At 65.7% G+C, this 20,073-nt stretch carries 15 protein-coding genes; 2 read left to right on the top strand and 13 right to left on the bottom strand.

Annotated elements, in window-relative coordinates; genetic code table 11:
• Positions 1 to 403 precede the first annotated feature (403 nt).
• The gene (locus L5014_RS28985; RefSeq protein ID WP_338019347.1) at positions 404 to 3,280 is read left to right on the top strand and encodes a DUF3141 domain-containing protein; all 2,877 of its coding nucleotides are present in this window, start codon (positions 404 to 406) and stop codon (positions 3,278 to 3,280) included.
• Positions 3,281 to 3,484: 204 nt separating this feature from the next.
• Here L5014_RS28985 and L5014_RS28980 read toward each other — a convergent pair whose 3' ends face one another.
• The 6 genes from L5014_RS28980 to argS form a co-directional block, all read right to left on the bottom strand.
• A complete protein-coding gene (locus tag L5014_RS28980) occupies positions 3,485 to 3,805 on the bottom strand; it encodes a hypothetical protein (RefSeq protein WP_420800157.1) in 321 nt (106 codons plus the stop codon).
• 335 nt (positions 3,806 to 4,140) lie between these two features.
• A complete protein-coding gene (locus L5014_RS28975; protein ID WP_238467238.1) occupies positions 4,141 to 5,736 on the bottom strand; it encodes an ABC transporter substrate-binding protein in 1,596 nt (531 codons plus the stop codon).
• Positions 5,737 to 5,910: 174 nt separating this feature from the next.
• Positions 5,911 to 6,696 carry an SDR family oxidoreductase gene (locus L5014_RS28970; protein WP_238467237.1) on the bottom strand — a complete coding sequence of 262 codons (786 nt, stop codon included), beginning with the start codon at positions 6,694 to 6,696 and terminating at the stop codon, positions 5,911 to 5,913.
• A gap of 14 nt (positions 6,697 to 6,710) precedes the next feature.
• Positions 6,711 to 7,340 (bottom strand): thiol:disulfide interchange protein DsbA/DsbL, encoded by a 630-nt coding sequence (locus tag L5014_RS28965; RefSeq protein WP_238467236.1) that lies wholly within the window; start codon positions 7,338 to 7,340, stop codon positions 6,711 to 6,713.
• A gap of 134 nt (positions 7,341 to 7,474) precedes the next feature.
• A complete protein-coding gene (locus L5014_RS28960; RefSeq protein ID WP_238467235.1) occupies positions 7,475 to 8,353 on the bottom strand; it encodes an SPOR domain-containing protein in 879 nt (292 codons plus the stop codon).
• 90 nt (positions 8,354 to 8,443) lie between these two features.
• Positions 8,444 to 10,228 (bottom strand): arginine--tRNA ligase, encoded by a 1,785-nt coding sequence (gene argS, locus L5014_RS28955; RefSeq protein WP_238467234.1) that lies wholly within the window; start codon positions 10,226 to 10,228, stop codon positions 8,444 to 8,446.
• Positions 10,229 to 10,676: 448 nt separating this feature from the next.
• Here argS and L5014_RS28950 point away from each other — a divergent pair, with 448 nt between their 5' ends.
• A complete protein-coding gene (locus L5014_RS28950) occupies positions 10,677 to 11,003 on the top strand; it encodes a DUF1840 domain-containing protein (protein WP_238467233.1) in 327 nt (108 codons plus the stop codon).
• Positions 11,004 to 11,149: 146 nt separating this feature from the next.
• Here the strand turns inward: L5014_RS28950 and L5014_RS28945 are convergent, their stop codons facing one another.
• From L5014_RS28945 to L5014_RS28915, 7 genes are all read right to left on the bottom strand, one after another.
• Positions 11,150 to 11,464: a hypothetical protein gene (locus L5014_RS28945; RefSeq protein ID WP_420800156.1), complete on the bottom strand. Its 315-nt coding sequence runs from the start codon at positions 11,462 to 11,464 to the stop codon at positions 11,150 to 11,152.
• Between the two features lie 75 nt (positions 11,465 to 11,539).
• Positions 11,540 to 14,272: a methionine synthase gene (metH, locus tag L5014_RS28940; protein ID WP_338019349.1), complete on the bottom strand. Its 2,733-nt coding sequence runs from the start codon at positions 14,270 to 14,272 to the stop codon at positions 11,540 to 11,542.
• 52 nt (positions 14,273 to 14,324) lie between these two features.
• Entirely contained in the window at positions 14,325 to 15,407 is a 1,083-nt protein-coding gene (locus L5014_RS28935; RefSeq protein ID WP_238467231.1) for a homocysteine S-methyltransferase family protein, read from the bottom strand.
• A 378-nt stretch (positions 15,408 to 15,785) separates the two neighbouring features.
• Positions 15,786 to 16,043, bottom strand: a complete 258-nt coding sequence (locus L5014_RS28930) for a BTH_I0359 family protein (protein WP_238467230.1) — start codon at positions 16,041 to 16,043, stop codon at positions 15,786 to 15,788.
• A 161-nt stretch (positions 16,044 to 16,204) separates the two neighbouring features.
• A complete protein-coding gene (locus L5014_RS28925) occupies positions 16,205 to 17,068 on the bottom strand; it encodes an alpha/beta fold hydrolase (protein WP_238467229.1) in 864 nt (287 codons plus the stop codon).
• 458 nt (positions 17,069 to 17,526) lie between these two features.
• The gene (locus L5014_RS28920; protein WP_238467228.1) at positions 17,527 to 18,942 is read right to left on the bottom strand and encodes a DUF3108 domain-containing protein; all 1,416 of its coding nucleotides are present in this window, start codon (positions 18,940 to 18,942) and stop codon (positions 17,527 to 17,529) included.
• A 145-nt stretch (positions 18,943 to 19,087) separates the two neighbouring features.
• On the bottom strand, positions 19,088 to 20,005 hold the full coding sequence (locus tag L5014_RS28915; RefSeq protein ID WP_238467227.1) for an IclR family transcriptional regulator: 918 nt from the start codon (positions 20,003 to 20,005) through the stop codon (positions 19,088 to 19,090).
• Positions 20,006 to 20,073: the final 68 nt, after the last annotated feature.

Genomic DNA, 20,073 nt, shown 5'->3' with positions numbered 1-20,073 from the left:
GCGCTAACAGTGTAGTCCAGCGCCTTTGGCGCCGGCCGCAAGGTGTGCAGCCGCTGTTGGCGGCCTGGCATCCTCGTTCGAAATGCATCGCCCATGCAGCTGCAGCGGCCTTGCAGCGGCCCGGGCGGGCGCACCGGCGTTCTCTGTCACGCCGTCTTCACGCCATCGCGCGATCATGGCGCGGCAATCCGGTCCGATCCGACCCGCCTTGACTTTGCGCGCAACCCTGCATAGATTGAAATATTGCGGTGCAGCATGACTGCCGTGTGCATTCGCCCATTCAACTGCGGGCGATGCGTGCCGTGGCTTCGTGCAGTGCTTTCGCCAATTTCATGTCGACTCCCGCCGTGGCTCATGACGGCGGGTATCGCAGCCGCGCGCCCCGTTAAAGGAGATTCGTCACGTGGCAGTACCCGTCTTCCCGCCTGCGCTCTCATCCGATTCTTCGCCTGCTTCCTCCGCCTCCCCACTCGGGTTCGTCTGGCCCCTTAGCTCCTTCGGCTCGGTGCCAGGGTCCGCGTTCAATTCCGCGTTGAGCGCGGCGTTCTCGTCGGCGGTGTCGCCATTCGCCGCGCTCAACGTGACGCGCGGGCCCTCGGTGGCGGCGTCCATGCCCGCCATGCCCACGCTGCCGGCAGTGGCGCCCGCCGCGATCCAGCCGCTGTTCGACTATCTGTTCGACGCCTGGCAGCGCAGTGTCCTGTTCCTCGACGTGCTGCGCGAGCGCGGCAACCAGACCTACCTGCACGAGAAGGCTGGCATGCCGCCGGTGCTCGCGTTCGACTACGAGGTGATCGTCGATGGCCGCGAGCTGAAGGATCCGTGCAACTACGCGCTGGTGCGCATCAAGCCCGAGGCGGGCGTGCAGACCGACGCGCGCATGCGCCCGTTCGTCGTGATCGATCCGCGCGCGGGGCACGGCCCCGGCATCGCGGGCTTCAAGATGGACAGCGAAGTGGGCATCGCGCTGCGCAAGGGGCATCCGTGCTACTTCGTGACCTTCTTCCCGGTGCCGACCGAAACGCAGACGATCCAGTCGGTGGGCGAGGCGGAAGCCGTGTTCCTGCACAAGGTGCGCGAGCTGCACCCGGACGCCGACGGCAAGCCCTTCGTGATCGGCAACTGCCAGGGCGGCTGGGCTGCGGCGCTGGTGGCGGCGTCCGCGCCCTCGCTGGTCGGGCCGCTCATGCTCGCGGGCTCGCCGCTCTCGTACTGGGCCGGCGTGCGCGGCAAGAACCCCATGCGCTACGCGGGCGGCATGCTGGGCGGCTCGTGGCTGTCGTCGCTCGCCGCCGATCTCGGCGATGGCCACTTCGACGGCGCGCATCTCGTGCAGAACTTCGAGAACCTCAATCCGGCGAACACGTTTTGGGGCAAGCTCTACAACCTCTACGCGAAGGTCGATACGGAGCGCGAGCGCTTTCTGGAATTCGAGCGCTGGTGGGGCGGCCACTACCAGTTGAACCGTGCCGAGATCGACTGGATCGTGCAGAACCTGTTCGTCGGCAATCACCTCACGCGCAACGAGGTCTACGCGAAGCACGCGCGCGCGCCCGTGGATCTGCGCAACATCCGCACGCCGATCATCGTGCTCGCTTCGTGGGGCGACAACATCACACCGCCACAGCAGGCGCTCAACTGGATTCCCGATCTCTACGCGAGCGTGGACGAGATCGTCGCGAACGAGCAGGTGATTGTCTATTGCCTGCACGGCAAGGTGGGGCACCTCGGCATCTTCGTTTCGGCGAGCGTGGCGAATAAGGAGCACACCGAACTATTTTCGGCGCTCGATCTGATCGACGTGCTGCCACCTGGTCTCTACGAAGCGAAGATCACCGACTCGACGCCGGAAGCCGGGCGGCTCGAAGCGCTCGAAGGGCGCTATCAGATCCGCTTCGAGCGTCGCGACATCGACGACATTCTCGCGCTCGACGACGGCCGCGACGACGAGCAGCCGTTCGAAGTGGTGCGCCGTTTCGCGGAGAACAATCAGCGGCTTTACGACCTGTATGTCTCGCCGTTCGTGCGCGCGTCGAGCAACGCGCTTTCGGCGCATCTGCTGCGCGAGGCGCATCCGTCGCGCGTGGAGCGCAGTTTGTTCAGCGATGCGAACCCGGCGCTCGGCGTGCTGCCTGCCATGGCCGAGGCGGTGCGTACACACCGCAAGCCCGCCGCGCCCGACAACCCGTTCACGCTGATCGAAAAGCAGGTCTCGGCGAGCATCGAAGCCGCATGGGACGCCTGGCGCGACGCGCGGGACGCGTGGATCGAAAACGCGTTCTACAGCGTCTACACGGCGCCCTGGGTGCAAGCGTGGGTGGGCATCGCGCCCAACACGCCGCTCGACCCGATCGCGCCGCCGCTCACGGCGCTGCGCAAGGAGCTCGCGCAGCAGCGTCTGCGCGCTGCGCACGAGCACGTGAACCAGGGCACGCTGGTCGACGCGTTCATGCGCATCATGGCCTATCTCGCCGACGAGATGCGCGTGGTGCAATACCGCCCGTTCCAACGCATGCGCGAACTCGCGCGCGAATACATGGGCGATCGCCAGCCGAGCATCGCCGAGCTCAAGGAGTCGGCGCGCCGCCAGGGCGCGATCGTGCAGCTCGACGCGAACGCCGCCATCGAGGCGCTGCCCGAGCTGGTGCCGGACATGCGCACGCGCCGCTTGCTGCTTGGAGGGGTGTATCAGGTAGCGACGGCCGACGCGCCGCTCGAAGGCGAGCGCGCGGAACGTTTTGCCGAGGTCCAGCGCGTGCTGGGCGTGGAGCCGGGCAGCGAGAAGGAGCCGTTGCCGCCGCCGGGCGGCAGGGGTAACGCGGGTGGCAAGGGCAATGCAGGTGGTGAGCCGGAAGCGGGCCCGGTTGCGGGTGGAGCAAGTGCAGCGGGCGAGGTGGCCGGTGGTGTGCGTAGCGCGGTTACGGCGAGCACAGCGGATGGGGCGGCCGCGTCCGATCCTGTGGCTTCACCTGTGCAGCAGCCGGCGGTTGAAGCCGCGCCGGCGCGCAGCCGCATGAAGGCAACTAAGCCGACGAAGACAACGGAAACGAAAACAACGTCGGCGAAGCCAACGGCGGCGAAGGCAACGGCGGCGAAAACAACGTCGGCCAAGGCAACGGCGGCCAAGGCAACGGAAACGAAGCCAACGGTGGCGAAGGTAGCACCGGCAACCAAGCCGACTGCGGCAAAGAAAGCTGCGAAGACAACGAAGCCTGCCGCGACGCGCAGCGAGAGCCCGACGGCGGCCCGCCGCCGCTCATCGTCAGCGAAGGCCAAGTAACGTCGGGATTCAAGCCGCTGTCCGCGTGCTTGTTTCGCACGGAGGCAGCGGTCTAGCGCACATCAGCAAAAGAACCTGAGAGAAGGCGCCGCGCGTGCGCGAAGCCGAAAACGCCTCGCCGCTTGTTGCTTGCCGTGTTGCTTGCCGGCGAGGCGTTTTCATATTCCGCGCATTTCACGCGTCCAGTACGCGCGGTCCGTCCGCTTACCAGCGGCGGTAGCCGTAGTCGCCGTCACGGTCACCCCAGCGGCGGTCGTGGCCCCAGTGATACTCGTTCCAGCGGTGTTCTTGCCAACGGCGGTAGCCCCAGCGGCGATCGTCCCAACGGTGGTCGTCGTCGCGCCAGCCCACGTAGGCCGGCGCCACGTAGGCCGGCGCGGGTGCGACATAAACCGGCTCGGGTGCCGCATAGACCGGCGCCGGTGCGCCCACGGCGAATCCCACGGAAACACCGGCCATCGCGGTCTGCGAGACGGCAAGAATCGTTGCGCCTGCGCCCAGTGCGGCAATGAGTTTCGCGTTCATTCGAGTCTCCTTTTGGCTCGTTGAATGGACGCTTCCAATCTAGTGCGAACCGACGCGCGGCGAATTACAAAACTGCAACAATCGTCTCGGTATCGCGAGGCCGCGCGTGTTCGCGAAGTGCTTGAAAACGAGGGCGCATGAGCGAAAAGCCCGTAAAACAGGGCTAACCGGAGCATCATGCCACTTCGTGAAAAGAATGAAAGGCCCGGAACGGAAGCAAGATGTTGCGCATTTTCGGGACGCGTAACGCCCCGAGCGCGCTGAAGGCCTGCTTGAAACGCAAAAAACCGGGGACATGCCCCCGGCTGTTTCGTACACGGCGCAACGCTCGCGTGCTACTGCACCGCAACGCCGCCGAAGTTCTGCCGTCCGAACGGGCTCACCTGATAGCCGCTCACGTTCGTGCGCGTGATGGCCGCGGCCGTGGGATAGCCGAGCGGAATCCACAGCGCCTGGTCGTGGATGATCTTCTGCGCGGCCTCGTAGTCCTTCGTGCGTTTTGCCTGATCGGCGGTCTCCTTGCCGTCGGCGATCAGCTTGTCGAGCTGCGGGTCGCAAAAGCGCGCGAAGTTGATGCCCGACTTCACCGCATTGCAGCTAAAGAGCGGCGAGAGGTAATTGTCGGGATCGCCGTTGTCGCCGGCCCAGCCCATGAACAGCGTGTCGTGCTGCCCCTGCTTCGCTTCCTTGATGAGCTCGCCCCACTCGATCACCTTGATCTCCGCCTTCACGCCGATCTTCGCGAAATCGGCCTGCAGCATCTCGGCGCCCGCGCGCGGGTTCGGGTTCAGAACGCTGCCGTTCGGGCGCACCCAGATCGTCGTCGCAAAGCCGTTGGGCACACCCGCTTCGGCCAGCAATTGCTTCGCCTTCGCGATGTCGTGCGGATACGCCTGGACCGATTTGTCGTAGCCCCAGGTGATGGGTGGCCACGGGTTCGTCGCGGGCGTGGCCGTGTTGTCGAAGATCGCCTTGAGATACGTCGTGCGGTCGAACGCCATGTTCAGCGCCTGGCGCACCTTCGGGTTATCGAGCGGCTTCTTCTGCGTGTTGAGCGCGAGGAAGGCGGTCATGAACGCGGGCGTCTGCACCACCTTGAGCGCCTTGTCGGTCTTCGCGTCGGCCACGTCCTGGGGCTTGGGCGAGAGCGCGATCTGGCATTCGCCGGCCTTCACCTTTTGCGCGCGCACGGCGGCGTCGGGCGTGATCGCGTAGATCAGGCGCTCCACCTTCGGCTTGGGCCCCCAGTACGTGGGGTTCGCGTCGTAGCGGATCACAGCGTCCTTCGTGTAGCTCTTGAGCACGAACGGGCCGGTGCCCACGGGCTTCGCGTTCAGGTCGAGCTGCTTGCCGGCCTTGAGCAACTGGTCGGCGTACTCGGACGAGTAGATCGACGCGAAGCCCATCGTGAGGATCGGCAGAAAGGTGGCGTTCGGCTCGTTGAGCTCGAACTTCACCGTGTTCGCGTCGACCTTCGTGATCGACTTGATGAGCTTCGGCAGCCCCATCGATTGCGCGTGCGGGAAGCCGCTCGCGCCCGCCACCTTGTGCCACGGGTTGTTGGGGTCGAGCATGCGCTCGAAGGTGAAGACCACATCGTCGGCGCTCAGCGTGCGCGTGGGCTTGAACCATTCGGTGGTCTGGAACGGCACGTTCGGACGCAGATGGAACGTGTAGGTGAGGCCATCGGCGCTCACGTCCCACGACTGCGCGAGCGCGGGCACGACCTTCTTCTGCGCTTCGTCGTAGGCGACGAGCGAGTTGAAGATCACGTCGGCGGACGCGTTGGTGGTCACGAGCGAGTTGAACTGCACGACATCGAAGCCGTCCGGGCTCGATTCCGTGCAGACCGTGAGCGGTTTCGCGAGCGCGGGCAGGGCCGCGCAGGCGAGCGCGGCGGCGAGCACGGAAGCGGGCGAGAGGAAGCGCATGGGGTCTCCTGGGGTCTCCGTTGGGCCGGGTTGGAACCTGGTTCGGACCTGGTTCGGACCTGGTTGGGGCTTATAGCCTATAGCCGGCCAAGCTTATCGAAGGGAGATTGCGCAGACAACAACATAATCGGCATACCCATATGGGGTGCGATCAAGAGAGCCAACCGCGGCCGATCAATGCTGGGCAGCGCGCGGCTTGCGCGGGGCGCGCTCGAACGCGAGGTCGTAGAGCCAGCGCGGCAGGGCGCCGAGCAACGTGGCGACCACGCGCATCGGCCAGGGGAACACCGCGAAGGCCGTGCCGCGTGCAATCGCATCGGCGGCTTTGGCGGCGAAGCGGTCGGCGTCCATGAGGAACGGCATGCGGTACGGGTTCTTCGCCGTCATGGGCGTGCGGATGTAGCCGGGCGCGATCGTCACCACCGGCACCTTGAACGGCCGCATTTCCACGCGCAGCGACTCCAGATACGCGAGCGCCGCCGCCTTCGAGGCGCTGTAGGCGCCCGAGCCCGGCAACCCGCGCACGCCGGCCACGCTCGCGATGCCCACGAGCGTGCCGCGCCGCGCTTGCGCCATCGCCTCGGCGAACGGCTCGAAAGTGGCGACCATGCCGAAGTAGTTGGTGTCCATCACGTCGCGGAACGTGGCGAGGTCGCCTTGACCGGTGAGCGCGCCACGGCTCACGCCCGCGTTGGCGATCACCACGTCGGGCAGGCCGTGCTCGGCGATGAAGGCGCGCGCGGCGGCCGCGAGCGCATCGGCGTCGCGCACGTCGGCGCAATAGAGGGAAACGGGGTGTTGCGGGTGGGATTGGTGAAGGGCACCAACCAAAGTTTCGAGGACCTCGGCGCGGCGCGCGACGAGCCCGAGGATGGCGCCGCGCCGCGCGTACTCGGCGGCGAGTGCGGCGCCGATGCCGCTCGATGCGCCGGTAATGAAGACCTTCAACGGCTGTGTCATACCGGCGCGCGGGCTCACATCTTCTTGGCGCGGATTTGCGAGACGATGAAGTCCATCACCTGGAGCGTGCCTTGCAGGCTGTTGGTCGCGGCCGGGCCCGTCTCGTACTTGCCCTGGATGGCGATGGTCGGCACGCCGTCGATCTTGTACGCGCTCTCCATGGCCTTGCCGCGCTGGAGCGAGCTTTGCGTCGAGAACGAGTTGTACGCTTCCATGTACTTCTTCGAATCGACGCCTTGCGTGGCGAGGAACTTCGCCTGGTCTTCCGGCGTGAGCAGGTAGTTCTTGTTCACGTGGATCTCATGGAAGATGACCGGTGTGAGCTTCTGCGTGAGGCCGAGCGCGTCGAGCGCGTAGAGCATCTTCGAATGCGGGATGTATTCGTCGCGGAACGCCACCGGCACGCGCTTGAACACGACGTCCGGGCCTTGCTTCTTGATCCAGTCTTCGAGGTACGGGTCGAACTCGTTGCAGTGCGGGCAGCCATACCACATGAACTCGATGACCTCGATCTTGCCCGCGGGCACGTCGAGCGGCTGGACGGCCTTGAGGACCGTGTAGTCCTTGCCGGCGACGGGCGCGGCGTGAGCCGCGCCGGCCAGCATCGAGAGCGAGACCAAAAGCGTTCCGAGAAGTCGTTTCATAGCGTGTTATTCCAATGAACAAGGCCGGCGGCGTGCGGCCTGGCGGTGCGCGAGCGCGTCAGGTGCGCTCGCGCGGGTGTTGCGTCCTGGTGCTTCTTCTGGTGTTGCGTGTGCGCTCGCGGCGCGAACGACGGTTACTGCTTCGTGAAACGGATGACAGCGGTGTCGATCCCTGCGTCAGACAGACGCTGACGGGTCGAGTTCATGTCGTCGAATTTCGAGAACGGCCCGATGCGCACGCGGTAGTACGTGATGCCGCCTGCGTCGCGCTGCGTCACCTTCGACTCGAACCCCTGGAACGCGAGACGTGCGCGCTGCTGCTCGGCGTCCGCCGTGGTCTTGTACGCGCCCACTTGCAGGAAATAGCCGGTGTTGGCTTCGGAGGCCGTTGGGGCGCCTGGCTGCGCGGGCTTGATGTTGCTCGCGTTGGGTGCCGGGACGGCGTTGGGGGCCTTCTGCGGCTGATTGTTGGCGAGTTGCTGCGCAGGTGCGCTCGACGTTTGCGGCTTTTGCGGCTTTTGTGCGACGGCTGCGCCGCTGTTGCCTGCCGAGGGCTTCGGCGCGACCGCGATGCCGTTGTCGGCCGTGTTGCCGTTATTGGCCGCGCTGCCGAGGTTGCCATTGTTTTCGCCAGCGGAGCCCGAAGGCGGCACTTCGACGATCTGCGGCTCTTCGAGCATGCCCGAGGACTGCGACTGGTTGGTGGTCTGGCCCGGCGCGGTGTTCGGCGGCGTGCTTTGCGCGGCCTGCGGCGGCACGGGCTGGCCCGGCGTCTTGCCCTGCAATACGCGGTTCGGATCGTATTGTCCGCTCTGGGCGGCGTCGGAGGCGGCGGGCGGTGCGACCTTCGAGACGAACGGCGTGGGCGAGCGCGTGATATAGAGCGCCACGACCACCGCGATCGCGAGGCCGACAATCAGGCCCAGCACGACGCCGAGAAAGGTGCCCCCGGACTGTTTCGACTGCTGCTTTGTAGTGCGGCGCGGTTTTGCCATCGTCTGAATCACCTGCAAACAAGAGAATTCTGGAACGGCGCGTGTCCGCGTGCGGACGCGCGCCCAACATGTCGCTTCGCGCGTTGCTTCATGCGCTCCCGAGTCGTGTTACATGCGCTCGGGCGCCGAGACGCCGATCACGGCAAGACCGTTCGCGAGCACCTGGCGCGTGGCCGCGAGCAGCGCGACGCGCGCGTCGCGCACGGCGGCATCGTCGACGAGAACGCGTTCGGCATTGTAGAACGAGTGAAACTCAGCCGCGAGTTCGCGCAGATAGAACGCCACCGCGTGCGGTGCGAGCTCCGTGGCGGCATGCGTGAGCATGTCGGGGAACTCGCCGAGTTTCGCGATGAGCGCGAGCGCGCGCTCGCTGTCGAGCGGTTTGAGGTCCACCTTGGGCAGCGCGGCCAGCTTGCCGCCGTGCTTGCCCTGCCAGTCGCCGAGAATCGACGAGATGCGCGCATGCGCGTACTGCACGTAATAGACCGGGTTTTCGTCGTTTTCCTTCAGCGCGAGGTCGATGTCGAACACGAACTCGGTGTCGGCCTTGCGCGAGATGAGGAAGAAGCGCACGGCGTCGCGCCCGCGCCGGATGGTGGCTTCGTCGAGCAGGTCGGGTGCGACTTCGCTGCCCGGGTTCGCGCCGCCCGACCATTCGATCAGGTCGCGCACAGTCACGTAGCTGCCCGCACGCTTGGAGATCTTCACTTCCTGGCCGTCGCGCATCACGGTGACCATCTTGTGCAGCACGTAGTCGGGGTAGCCCTTCGGAATGCCCACGCCGAGCGCCTGCAAGCCCGCGCGCACGCGCGCGATGGTGCCGTGGTGGTCCGAGCCCTGGATGTTGATGACCTTGGTGAAGCCGCGCTCCCACTTGGTCACGTGATAGGCGACGTCGGGCAGGAAGTACGTGTACGTGCCGTCGGACTTGCGCATCACGCGGTCCTTGTCGTCGCCGTAGTCGGTGGTCTTGAGCCACAGCGCGCCGTCCTGCTCGTAGGTCTGGCCCGAGGCGACGAGCGCCTCGACGGTCTTCTCGACGCGGCCTTCCGTGTACAGCGACGACTCGAGGTAGTAGCGGTCGAACTTCACGCCGAACGCCTGGAGGTCGAGATCCTGCTCGTGGCGCAGGTATGCCACGGCGAAGCGGCGGATCGCTTCGAGGTTCTCGGGGTCTTGCGCGCCATTCACGGGCTCGCCGTCCTTCGCGGCGACGGTCTCGCCCGCGAGGTAGTCGCGCGCGATGTCGGCGATGTATTCGCCGTTATAGGCGGCTTCGGGCCAGCCCGCGTCGCCGGGCTTCAGGCCGCGTGCGCGCGCCTGGGTGGAGACGGCGAGGTTGCCGATCTGCACGCCCGCGTCGTTGTAGTAGAACTCGCGATGCACGTCGTAGCCCTGCGAGGCGAGCACGTTCGAGATGGCATCGCCGAGCGCGGCCTGGCGGCCGTGGCCGACGTGCAGCGGGCCGGTGGGGTTGGCCGAGACGAACTCGACCAGCACGTGCTTGCCGGCTTCGCGCTGCGAGCAGCCGAACGTGGCGCCTTCGGCGAACACGGCGCCAAGCACGGCGCGCTTGGCGTCGGCGGTGAGGCGCAGGTTGATGAAGCCGGGGCCGGCTACTTCGGCGTCGGCAACGAGGCCCGCTGCGTCGGGCAGCGCTTTCACGGCTTCGACGATCTGCTGGGCGAGCGCGCGCGGATTGGTGCGCAGCGGCTTGGCGAGCTGCATCGCCACGTTGCAGGCGACGTCGCCGTGCGCGGCAACCTTCGGGCGCTCGAGCGCGATGGCGGGAACGACGAATGCGGCTTCGGCGGCGCCTTCGGTGGCTTTGGCGACCTCGGCGACGGCGTCGGCGAGCAAGGTCTCCAGGGTCAGTTTCTGTGCGGGCAGCATGCTTGTTGCAGGTCCTGTGCGGGTAGTGGGGTGCAGGGCTGGCAGCCGTGGCGGTATGGCCGGCGTGCGCGCCATCGAGCGTTGCGCCGTTTTGGCGGCGGAGCAGGCGAGAGCGTTGCCGGGCAGCTCGGCGCGCAAGGCGGACAAAGGCCGGTGGCGAGGTTTCGGCATCGCGCCTCGCGCCGCTTCTGGCAGACCTTGCGCACGGTCGCGCCCTGCGGGTAATTCCGTCCAGACGGATTTTAGCAGGTGCTAATATGTGTTTTGAGAAGCCCGGCAAGGGGTCGCCACGGTGTGCCGCCAGCGCGGCGCCCGACGCCTTGCCGGGTTGGGCTTCTCCGGCCGCGCTTTGCCGCTCGCGCCTGGTCAATTGCAGTCAACGCTGCAATGGCGCGCAGCGGGTTCGGAGAGTCAAAGCGGACCTCGAAAAACATAAAGGGAAACAGACATGCTGGTTACATTCAAATGTCATGCGTCGCCCGACGTGACGATGCTGGAAAACCTGGCTCAGTACCTTCTCGGCATCATCGGCAAGCGGCTCGGTCCGCGCGGCGTCATTACGCACGATGAGCTCGATACGGCCATCAGCAAGCTCGAAGCGGCCATCGCCACCGACAAAAAGGAACGTGCCGAGCACGAGGGGCATTTCCACGAAGGCGAGGAAGGCTACGAGCATCACGAACTGCCCCCGGGCCTCGCGCAACGCGCGTTTCCGTTTCTCGACATGCTGCGCCTCGCGAAGCAGGAAGATAACGACGTTCTCTGGGGCGTCTGAGTCGCCCCAGAGCCGCGGCGGCCAGGCCCACCGGGATCCGCATCGCGAAAGCAAAGAGCCCGCACAGCGAACTGTGCGGGCTCTTTGCTTTGGTACTGACCAGTACCGGCGGCACGCACGCCTCGCGGCGCGCAGGGTCGCGCAACTTACTGGCTGGCGGCTGCCGGCTCGGCTGCCGATGCCGCGGCTTCACCCTTCTTCGCCTTCTTTTTCTTCGGCTTCTTCACGTGCTTCTGGGTGGGAGCCGAATACGACGATACGTCGCTTGCCTCCTGATGCACGGCCGCCGGTTGCTGGGCGAACGACGGCTGCGCGAGCGCCGCGACGCCGAAGGCGGTCAACATCAACATCAGCTTCTTCATACGATTTTTCTCCGGGATTATTAAGGACTTGCTGATGATCGAGCCGGCGCGGCGCCGGATGATGCGTGCCGCGTTGGGCCTTGGGTGCTGCGCGGTCATCTTACAAAGCCGAAAAAAAGCCGAGAATTCGCGTGCCCGAAATACTCGGGCTATCGGTTTCCGTATGTTCCGTATTTAGAGCAGCGGCGCGAGCGCGCGGCGCGCGTCCTGATCGGAGAGGGCCATGCGGCGCGCAAAGTCGGCGACCTGATCCTGGCCGATCTTGCCCACCGAGAAGTAGCGGCTGTCCGGATGCGCGAGATAGAAGCCCGAGACGCTTGCCGCCGGCAGCATCGCGAGCGATTCGGTCACGGTCATGCCAACCTCGTCGGCCTGCAGGAAGTCGAACATGTCGCGCTTCACGAGATGGTCCGGGCACGCCGGGTAGCCCGGCGCCGGGCGAATGCCCGCGTACTTCTCCGCGATCAGCGCGTCGTTGTCGAGCGTCTCGTTGGCTGCATAGCCCCACAGGTCGCGGCGCACGCGCGCGTGCATCGCCTCGGCGAACGCCTCCGCGAAGCGGTCAGCGAGCGCCTTGAGCGTGATCGCGCTGTAGTCGTCGAGATCCTTCTGGAACTGCGCTTCTTTCTCGCTGACGCCGATGCCCGCCGTCACCGCGAACATGCCGATGTAGTCGGCCATGCCCGAATCCTTCGGCGCGATGAAGTCGGCGAGCGAGCGGTTCGGGCGCATCACGCCGTCCACCACCGGGCGCACCGACTGCTGGCGCAGATTGCGCCACGTGAGCGCGACTTCGCTGCGCGACTCGTCGGTGTAGATCTCGATGTCGTCGTCGTTGACGGTGTTCGCGGGCAAGAGCGCGATCACGCCGTTCGCTTGCAGCCAGCGGCCTTGAATCAAACGCGCAAGCATCGACTTGGCGTCGGAGAACACCTTGCGCGCCGACTCGCCCACGATCTCGTCGTTGAGAATCTGCGGATACGGACCCGCGAGATCCCAGGTCTGGAAGAACGGACCCCAGTCGATGTAGTTCACGAGTTCGTTCAGGTCGAAGTTCTTGAACACGCGGCGGCCGAGGAACTTCGGCTTCACGGGCTTGAAGTTCGCCCAGTCGATCTTCGTCTTGTTCGCGCGCGCTTCTTCGAGCGTCACGAGCGGCGTGGCCTTCTTGTTGGCGTGCTGGTGGCGAATGCGGTCGTAGTCGCTCTTGAGCTCGTCGAGATACTTCGCCGCGCCTTCGTCGGAGAGCAGGCTCGAGGCCACCGAGACCGAGCGCGACGCATCGGGCACGTACACCACCGGGCCTTCGTAGTTCGGCGCGATCTTCACGGCCGTGTGCACGCGCGAGGTGGTCGCGCCGCCGATCAACAGCGGAATTTTCTTCACGCGGAAATAGTCGTCGCGCTGCATCTCGCTCGCGACGTAGGCCATCTCTTCGAGCGACGGCGTAATGAGGCCCGAGAGGCCGATGATGTCCGCGCCTTCGACCTTCGCCTTCGCGAGGATCTCGTTGCACGGGACCATCACGCCCATGTTGACCACTTCGAAGTTGTTGCACTGGAGCACGACCGACACGATGTTCTTGCCGATGTCGTGCACGTCGCCCTTGACCGTGGCGATCACGATCTTGCCCTTCGCGCGCACGTCGCCGCCCGCTTCGGCGAGCAGGCGCTTTTCTTCCTCGATGAATGGAATCAGGTGCGCCACGGCCTGCTTCATCACGCGCGCCGACTTCACCACTTGCGGCAGGAACATCTTGCCCTGACCGAACAGGTCGCCGACGATGTTCATGCCGTCCATGAGCGGACCTTCGATCACGTTGATCGGCCGGCCGCCGCCGCCCATGATTTTCTGGCGCGCTTCTTCGGTGTCCTCGACAATGAAGTTCGTGATGCCGTGCACGAGCGCATGCGCGAGACGCTTCTCGACTGCCTGGTTGCGCCACTCGAGGTTCTCTTCCTTCTTCGCCGCACCCGTCTTGAACTTGTCGGCGATTTCGAGCAGACGGTCGGTGGCGTCGGAACGGCGGTTGAGCACCACGTCTTCCACGCGATCGCGCAGCTCGGCGTCGAGATCGGCATAAACGCCCAACTGGCCCGCGTTCACGATGCCCATGTCCATACCCGCCTGAATGGCGTAGTAGAGGAACACCGTGTGGATGGCTTCGCGTACCGGGTCGTTGCCGCGGAACGAGAACGATACGTTCGAGACGCCGCCGCTCACTTTCGCGTGCGGGAGGTTCTGCTTGATCCAGCGCGTGGCTTCGATGAAGTCCACCGCGTAGTTGTTGTGCTCCTCGATGCCCGTGGCCACCGCGAAGATGTTCGGATCGAAGATGATGTCCTCGGGCGCGAAGCCCGCTTCGTTCACGAGCACTTCGTAGGAGCGCTTGCAGATCTGCGTCTTGCGCTCGAAGGTGTCGGCCTGGCCCTGCTCGTCGAAGGCCATCACGACCGCCGCCGCGCCGTAGCGGCGGATCAGCTTCGCGTGATGAACGAACGGCTCCTTGCCTTCCTTCAGCGAGATCGAGTTGACGATCGCCTTGCCTTGCACGCACTGCAGGCCCGCCTCGATCACTTCCCACTTCGACGAGTCGATCATGATCGGCACGCGCGCGATGTCGGGCTCGGAGGCGATCAGGTTCATGAAGCGCACCATCGCCGCCTTCGAGTCGAGCATGGCCTCGTCCATGTTGACGTCGATGATCTGCGCGCCGTTCTCGACCTGCTGGCGCGCGACCGCGAGCGCCTCGTCGAACTGGCCGTTGAGGATCATGCGCGCGAAGGCCTTCGAGCCGGTCACGTTGGTGCGCTCGCCCACGTTGATGAAGAGCGCGCCTTCGTTCACGTTGAAGGGCTCGAGGCCGGAGAGTCGCAGGGTATGGTCAGTCATGGCGTGGGACCGGATCGTCAGGGTGTCTTGGAGAGCGGGCGCTGGGGCGTTGCGTTATGCGGCGTCGTTATGCAGCGTCGCGATACTGGCCGGGCCAGCGGCGCGGCTTGATCTCGGCGAGCGCCTTCGCGATCGCGGCGATGTGCTCGGGCGTCGTGCCGCAGCAGCCGCCCGCGACGTTCACGAGGCCGGCCGAGGCGAATTCCTTCAGGAGCGCCGAGGTATCCGCCGGCGTCTCGTCGAAGCCTGTGTCGCTCATCGGATTGGGCAGGCCCGCGTTCGGATAGCACGAGACGTAGGTGTCGCACAGCTTCGAGAGCTCGGCGATGTACGGGCGCATGAGCGCGGCGCCGAGCGCACAGTTCAGGCCGAACGTGAGCGGCTTCGCGTGACGCAGCGAATTCCAGAACGCCTCGACGGTTTGCCCCGAGAGAATGCGGCCCGAAGCGTCGGTCACGGTGCCCGAGATCATGATGGGCAGATTCTCGCCCGTGTCTTCGAACAACTGGTCGAGCGCGAAGAGCGCGGCCTTGGCGTTGAGCGTATCGAAGATCGTCTCGACGAGGAACAGGTCGCAGCCGCCGTCCATGAGCGCCTTGGCCTGCTCGTAGTACGCGGCGCGCAGTGCTTCGAAGGTGATGTTGCGCGCGCCCGGGTCGTTGACGTCGGGCGAGATGCTCGCGGTCTTCGGCGTCGGTCCGACGGCGCCCGCGACGAAGCGCGGCTTTTCCGGCGTCGAATACTTGTCGCACGCGGCGCGCGCGAGCTTCGCCGATTCGAGATTCATCTCCACGGCGAGCTCGCCCATGCCGTAGTCGTCCTGCGCCACCGTGGTCGCGCCGAACGTGTTGGTCTCGATGATGTCCGCGCCCGCAGCGAGATACTGCTCGTGAATTTCGCTGATGACCTGCGGCTGCGTGATCGAGAGCAGTTCGTTATTGCCCTTGATGTCGCGCGGATAGTCCCTGAAGCGCTCGCCCCGGTAAGCGGCTTCGTCGAGCTTGTAGCGCTGGATCATCGTGCCCATCGCGCCATCGAGGATCAGGATGCGCGAAGCGAGCAGCGCGGGCAGCGCGGCGCCGCGCGTGTACGGGGTAGCACCCGGGGCGGCCCCGGTGGGGCGCGAAGCGTGTTCGGCAGGCTGGTTCATGGATGGCGGGCGGGCAAAAGCGCCGAGTGGACTGGGAAACCTGTCATTGTAACGGTAGCCGGGGGGCTTCGCTGGCGCGCCGCTTCGGTGTCGCTTCGGTGTCGCCTGGCTGTTGCCTGGCTGTTATTGGGGCGTCGCTTGGGTCGCAATGACCGGGTGCGCCAAGGTGGCTGGCCCCCGGAAAAAGAAAACCCCGCGCGGCTTGCGGCCGGACGGGGTTCCCTGAGTGGGGTGCTGCCTGTATTGCGGTGAGGGCGCCAGGTGTTGCCTGGGTGTTACCTGGATGTTGCGTGATATTGCGTGATATTGCGTGAGCGTGGGCGCCGCCTGTTTGACTGCTTGCGTGACCACTTCAACTGCAACGTGAGCCGGGCAGCGTCAGTGGAGCACGACAGGTTGCTGCATGAGGCTGTCGAACTGTCCGAGGAATTCGTCCACCTCGTCGAGCGACTGCTCCTCGTCCATCAGCTTTTGCACGTCTTCGCGAAAACGTGCTGCCATCGCGCCGTCAATGAAGATTTCGCGCCGCGCATTTTTGTCGACGATTTCATAGCCTCCCGAGCACATGGCAACGTGGCCATCCTGCGGGGGAAACTCGACGACACAATAGTTGGGACTGTTGTAGATCATTTGCATGGCGACACTCCTTTTTCCTGTGCTCCCTCACTGCGTGATCGATACATGGAGCGTTCGTTCTGGAATTCAAGGGGTGGGTCCCACATCACCTCTTTATCCGATTGCCTTCCCTATCTCCGCTTTTCTCCTTTTTTCAGGGTGCAACAAACCGGGCGCATCAATTAGACATGCTGCCCAAGAAACGTTTCAAGCAGGGCTGCGAAACTGTGACATTCCTCTACAGGGGCCAGATGTGCGGCATCGAGCAATTCGAAGCGTGCGCCAGGAATTGCTTGCGCCAGTGCTTCTGTGAGCGCAGGCGGCGTGCCGGTGTCGTGGCGTCCAGCCACGACAAGCGCAGGCACGCGCAACTGCGCGAGTCGTTCGTGAACATCGAAATCGCGCAGCGCTTCGCACACGCGCGCATAACCTTCCGAAGGCGTCCGTAATAAAACGTCACATATTTGCGCTGCTGTATCACGATGCGTAAGACGGAAGCCGGCGGTCAACCAGCGCGCCATGGTCGTATCGGCGGACGCGGCCAGACCTTCGCGGCGCACCAGTTCGGCGCGTTCGTTCCATGCCGCGCGTGCTTCGGGCGCGGTGTGGCTCGCGGTATCGCACAGCGTGAGCGTGCGCGCGCGCGAATTCACGCCCATCATTGCGGTGGACTCCGTGCCGGACGCTGCGTTGGACGTTGAGCCGGATTTTGCGTCGGGTGCCGTATGGTCGAGCGCGAACTGTTGCGCGATCATGCCGCCCATCGACATGCCGACGAGATGCGTCGTCTCGATACCCTGTGCGTCGAGCAGCGCCGCGAGGTCGGCGGCGAGTTCGCGAAAGCCGAACGCCTCGCGCGAGACGGCGCTCGCACCATGGCCGCGCACGTCGTAGCGCAGCACGCTATAGCGATGCCGGAAATGGCCCGCGAGTGTGTCCCACACGGTGAGGTCGCCACCGAGCTGATGAATAAACGTCAACACAGGGCCGCCGCTGCGGTCTTCGAAGACGTAGCGCGTATCGATGCCGTTGACAGTCGCTTGCATGCGTTCCTCCTTGACCTTGGGGTCGGGAGTCCTGGCGATTGCGAGTCCCTGCGTGAACGTCGTTCCTGCACCGCAAACGGCGCGCCCGAAAAGCGCATACGGGCGTGACGACGTTCATGGCGCTATCCGTGTTGCATCGTCATGTGCTGCTGTCCGGCTGTCCGGCTGTGCGCGGTGCCTCGTGTTGGGCGCGTCAGCGGATGGGTTCGAAGCTTTTCCTCAGTGGATTCGTATAGTTGTTTTTTGCTGTCCGCGGCGAGTCGCCGTGGGCGATGCGTCACGCTTCGAAGCGTGACGCATCGCCGCCTTCGTGTGCTTCGTGTGTATTCGATGCGGGCGCCGGTGCGGAGCGCTTCGATGATTTTCAGTATGCGCCATTTCGCGCAAACGTGTAGGCAGAAGGGCCGGCATCGTCGCGCGCGAGCGACTTTGTTGCGTGCTTGTGTGTGTCAGGGCGCTCAGGGGTGCATGGGCGCGTCGGCGGCGCGCGCGGGCGGCGTGAGGCCGTTCGCATCGGCTGGCGCCGCGTTCGGGGGGGCCGGTGCCGTTTCATTCGGCGCCGGCGAGGAAGTCGTGGCGCTGGCCGGCGTGCCATGCGCTGCGTCGCTCGTTGCATCGCTCGCACCGTTCGCTGCGCCGTTCGTCGGACCATTCGCCGATTCATTCGTTGCGCTGCCTCCCGCACCATTCGCGGGGGGAGCCGCATCGCTCATATCGTTCGATCCCGCGGGCGGCACGCTGAGCGCGCCGCGCCACAGCAGTTCGATCTGGGTGCCGTTCGGTTCGGTCTGCACGAGCCGTACCGGCAGCCAGCCGAGCGACGGCGCGAGCCACACGTCGATACGGCGCTTATCGCCTTCGTGGCGCGGCAGTCGCATGAAGTGGCGCGCCGTGACATAGCCGTGATCCGTATTCACCGTTTCGTCGCCGATGGTGGCGATGGGCCAGGTTTCGCCGCTGTCGTTGTCGGCGACATAGAACTCGCGCGTGACGCCCGGCTTGTAGGCATCGGAGTCGCCGCGCACAAGACTCGCGAGTTGCATCACCATGCTGAAGCGGTCCTGGGCGCCATCGGGCAGCGCGAGTGAGTTTGGCGTGCGTGTAAAAACGATCTGCTTTTCCTGACGATTGAAGATCGTGAAGTTCTCGGGGCGGCGGCCGCGCTTTTCGATGTACTGCTCGGGCGCGAGGCCGAAGGCATCCACATGGCCGCGGCTCGTCCAGCTAAATGTGCCGACGAAGGGCAGCGGCACCGACACCACCATCTCGTAGCGCTTGCCGTCGCTCTTCCAATGGATCGTGCCCGGCTGATTGCGTGCGCCGTTAAAAAACGTGTCGTACTGAAGCTCGCCCGACGGCGGGACCGAGAACTTCACACCGTGCGAGGCCTGCTCCGCCTGCGCGGACGGGTTGCTGCCGTTGCCGGGCGCGGCGGCGGCCGTGCCGCTTGCGCCGTTCGCGCCGCTCGCGGTGCTCGCAGATGCGCTTTCCGTGGAGGGACTCGATGCGGCCTGCGGTGCTTCAGGCGCGGCGGGGGCCTTCGGATGCGGCGCGGGCGGCGCGATGGCCTGCAGCGTGTGCGGCGCGGGCGTCGTGTGCTTCGGTCGCGCGGGTGCCGCGGGCTTCGGTTTTGCCGGTGCAGGCGCGGCGGGCCGCGCCTGCTGCTCGATGCGCTCGGGCTTGAGCAGCGCCACCTGCACGGGCACGCGTGCCGGAGCGAGCGGCGGCGGCGCGCCGTGATGGCGCTCGAACCATTGCGCCGCGAACCAGTGCACCACGGTCACCGCGACGAACACGGCCGCCCAGCGCGACGCGCGCCCCCGGCGCGGCGACGCGGGGCGGTCGGCTTGGCGGTTGGCGGTGGAAGTGGGCATCGGGATCAAATCGGACGAAAGGCGCTAGCGCGCAGAGAAGGGTTACTGCGGAGTGATGCTGCGGGCTTGCGAGTCGTGGCATCGAGACCGTTACTGTGACACGGCACGCGCGTGGGCTGCAGAAAGCCTCGACCGCTTCAGACCATCAGCGTTCAACGGGGCTGTACCCCAATTCGTATGAGAGCTTCTGCGCGCACGTGCGCAGCGCGGTATCGATGCTTCCATTCCATGCAATATCGAACGCACCTTCGTGGCCGAGCGCGATGAGTCCGAGCGCGAGGTCGCCCGTCGCGTCGAAGACGGGCGTGCAGAACGCGTGAATGGTCGGCAGCAGCATGCCTTCCACGCGCGCCGCGCCGTGTTCGCGTACCTCGGCTAGCGCGCGCTCGAGCTCCTCGGCCGAGCGCGGCGTCGAGCCCGAGGCGTAGTGCTGCGCGTTGCCGAGTTCGCGCTCGATCATCGGCCCGGTCTTGCTGCGCGGCAAGTAGGCGGCAAACAGCAGGCCCGTGGCGGAGCTGAGCATGGGCATGACGTCGCCGAGCTTGAGCGAGGCCTTGGCCGGATGGCTCGATTCCATCCAGTGCACGACCGTCGGCCCCTGATTGCCCCATACGGCGATGCCCACGGTGATGTCGAGCGCATCGCGCAGCTCGGCGAGCGCGATGCGTGCGAGCTTCACGCCATCCACGCGGGCAAGGCGCGCCAGGCCAAGTTGCAGCGCGAAGCCGCCCAGTTCATAACGGCCCGAGAGCGGATCCTGCGCGACCATGCCGAGGCGCATGAAGCTCACGAGATAGCGGTGCGCCTTCGCCGGGCTCATGCCCGCGCGCTGCGCGAGGTCGCGCAGCATCATCGCGCGCGGCTCGTTCGTCAGCACTTCGAGCAGCCGGAAACCCACTTCGATCGACTGGATGCCCGAGCGCAGTTTCTCCTCGCCGGCTTCGGCGCTGTCCGGGCCATCGTGCGCGTCATGTGCGTCGTCGAAGTCGATGGCGTCGTCGGCAGGCGCGGCCGGTGTGCCAGTGGAGCGGGCGGAGCGGACGGATCGGGAGGACGGCGGCATGAAGTCGTTCTGGTCGTGGTGTATGGAGTCTGGAGTCTGGCGTGCGGGGCTCGGCGTTCGCACGGCTC

This window comes from Paraburkholderia tagetis (genome assembly GCF_022213065.1).
Classification (GTDB): Bacteria; Pseudomonadota; Gammaproteobacteria; order Burkholderiales; family Burkholderiaceae; genus Paraburkholderia; species Paraburkholderia tagetis.
The sequence above is the reverse complement of the archived record's forward strand: the minus strand, read 5'-3'. Positions and strand labels throughout refer to the sequence as shown.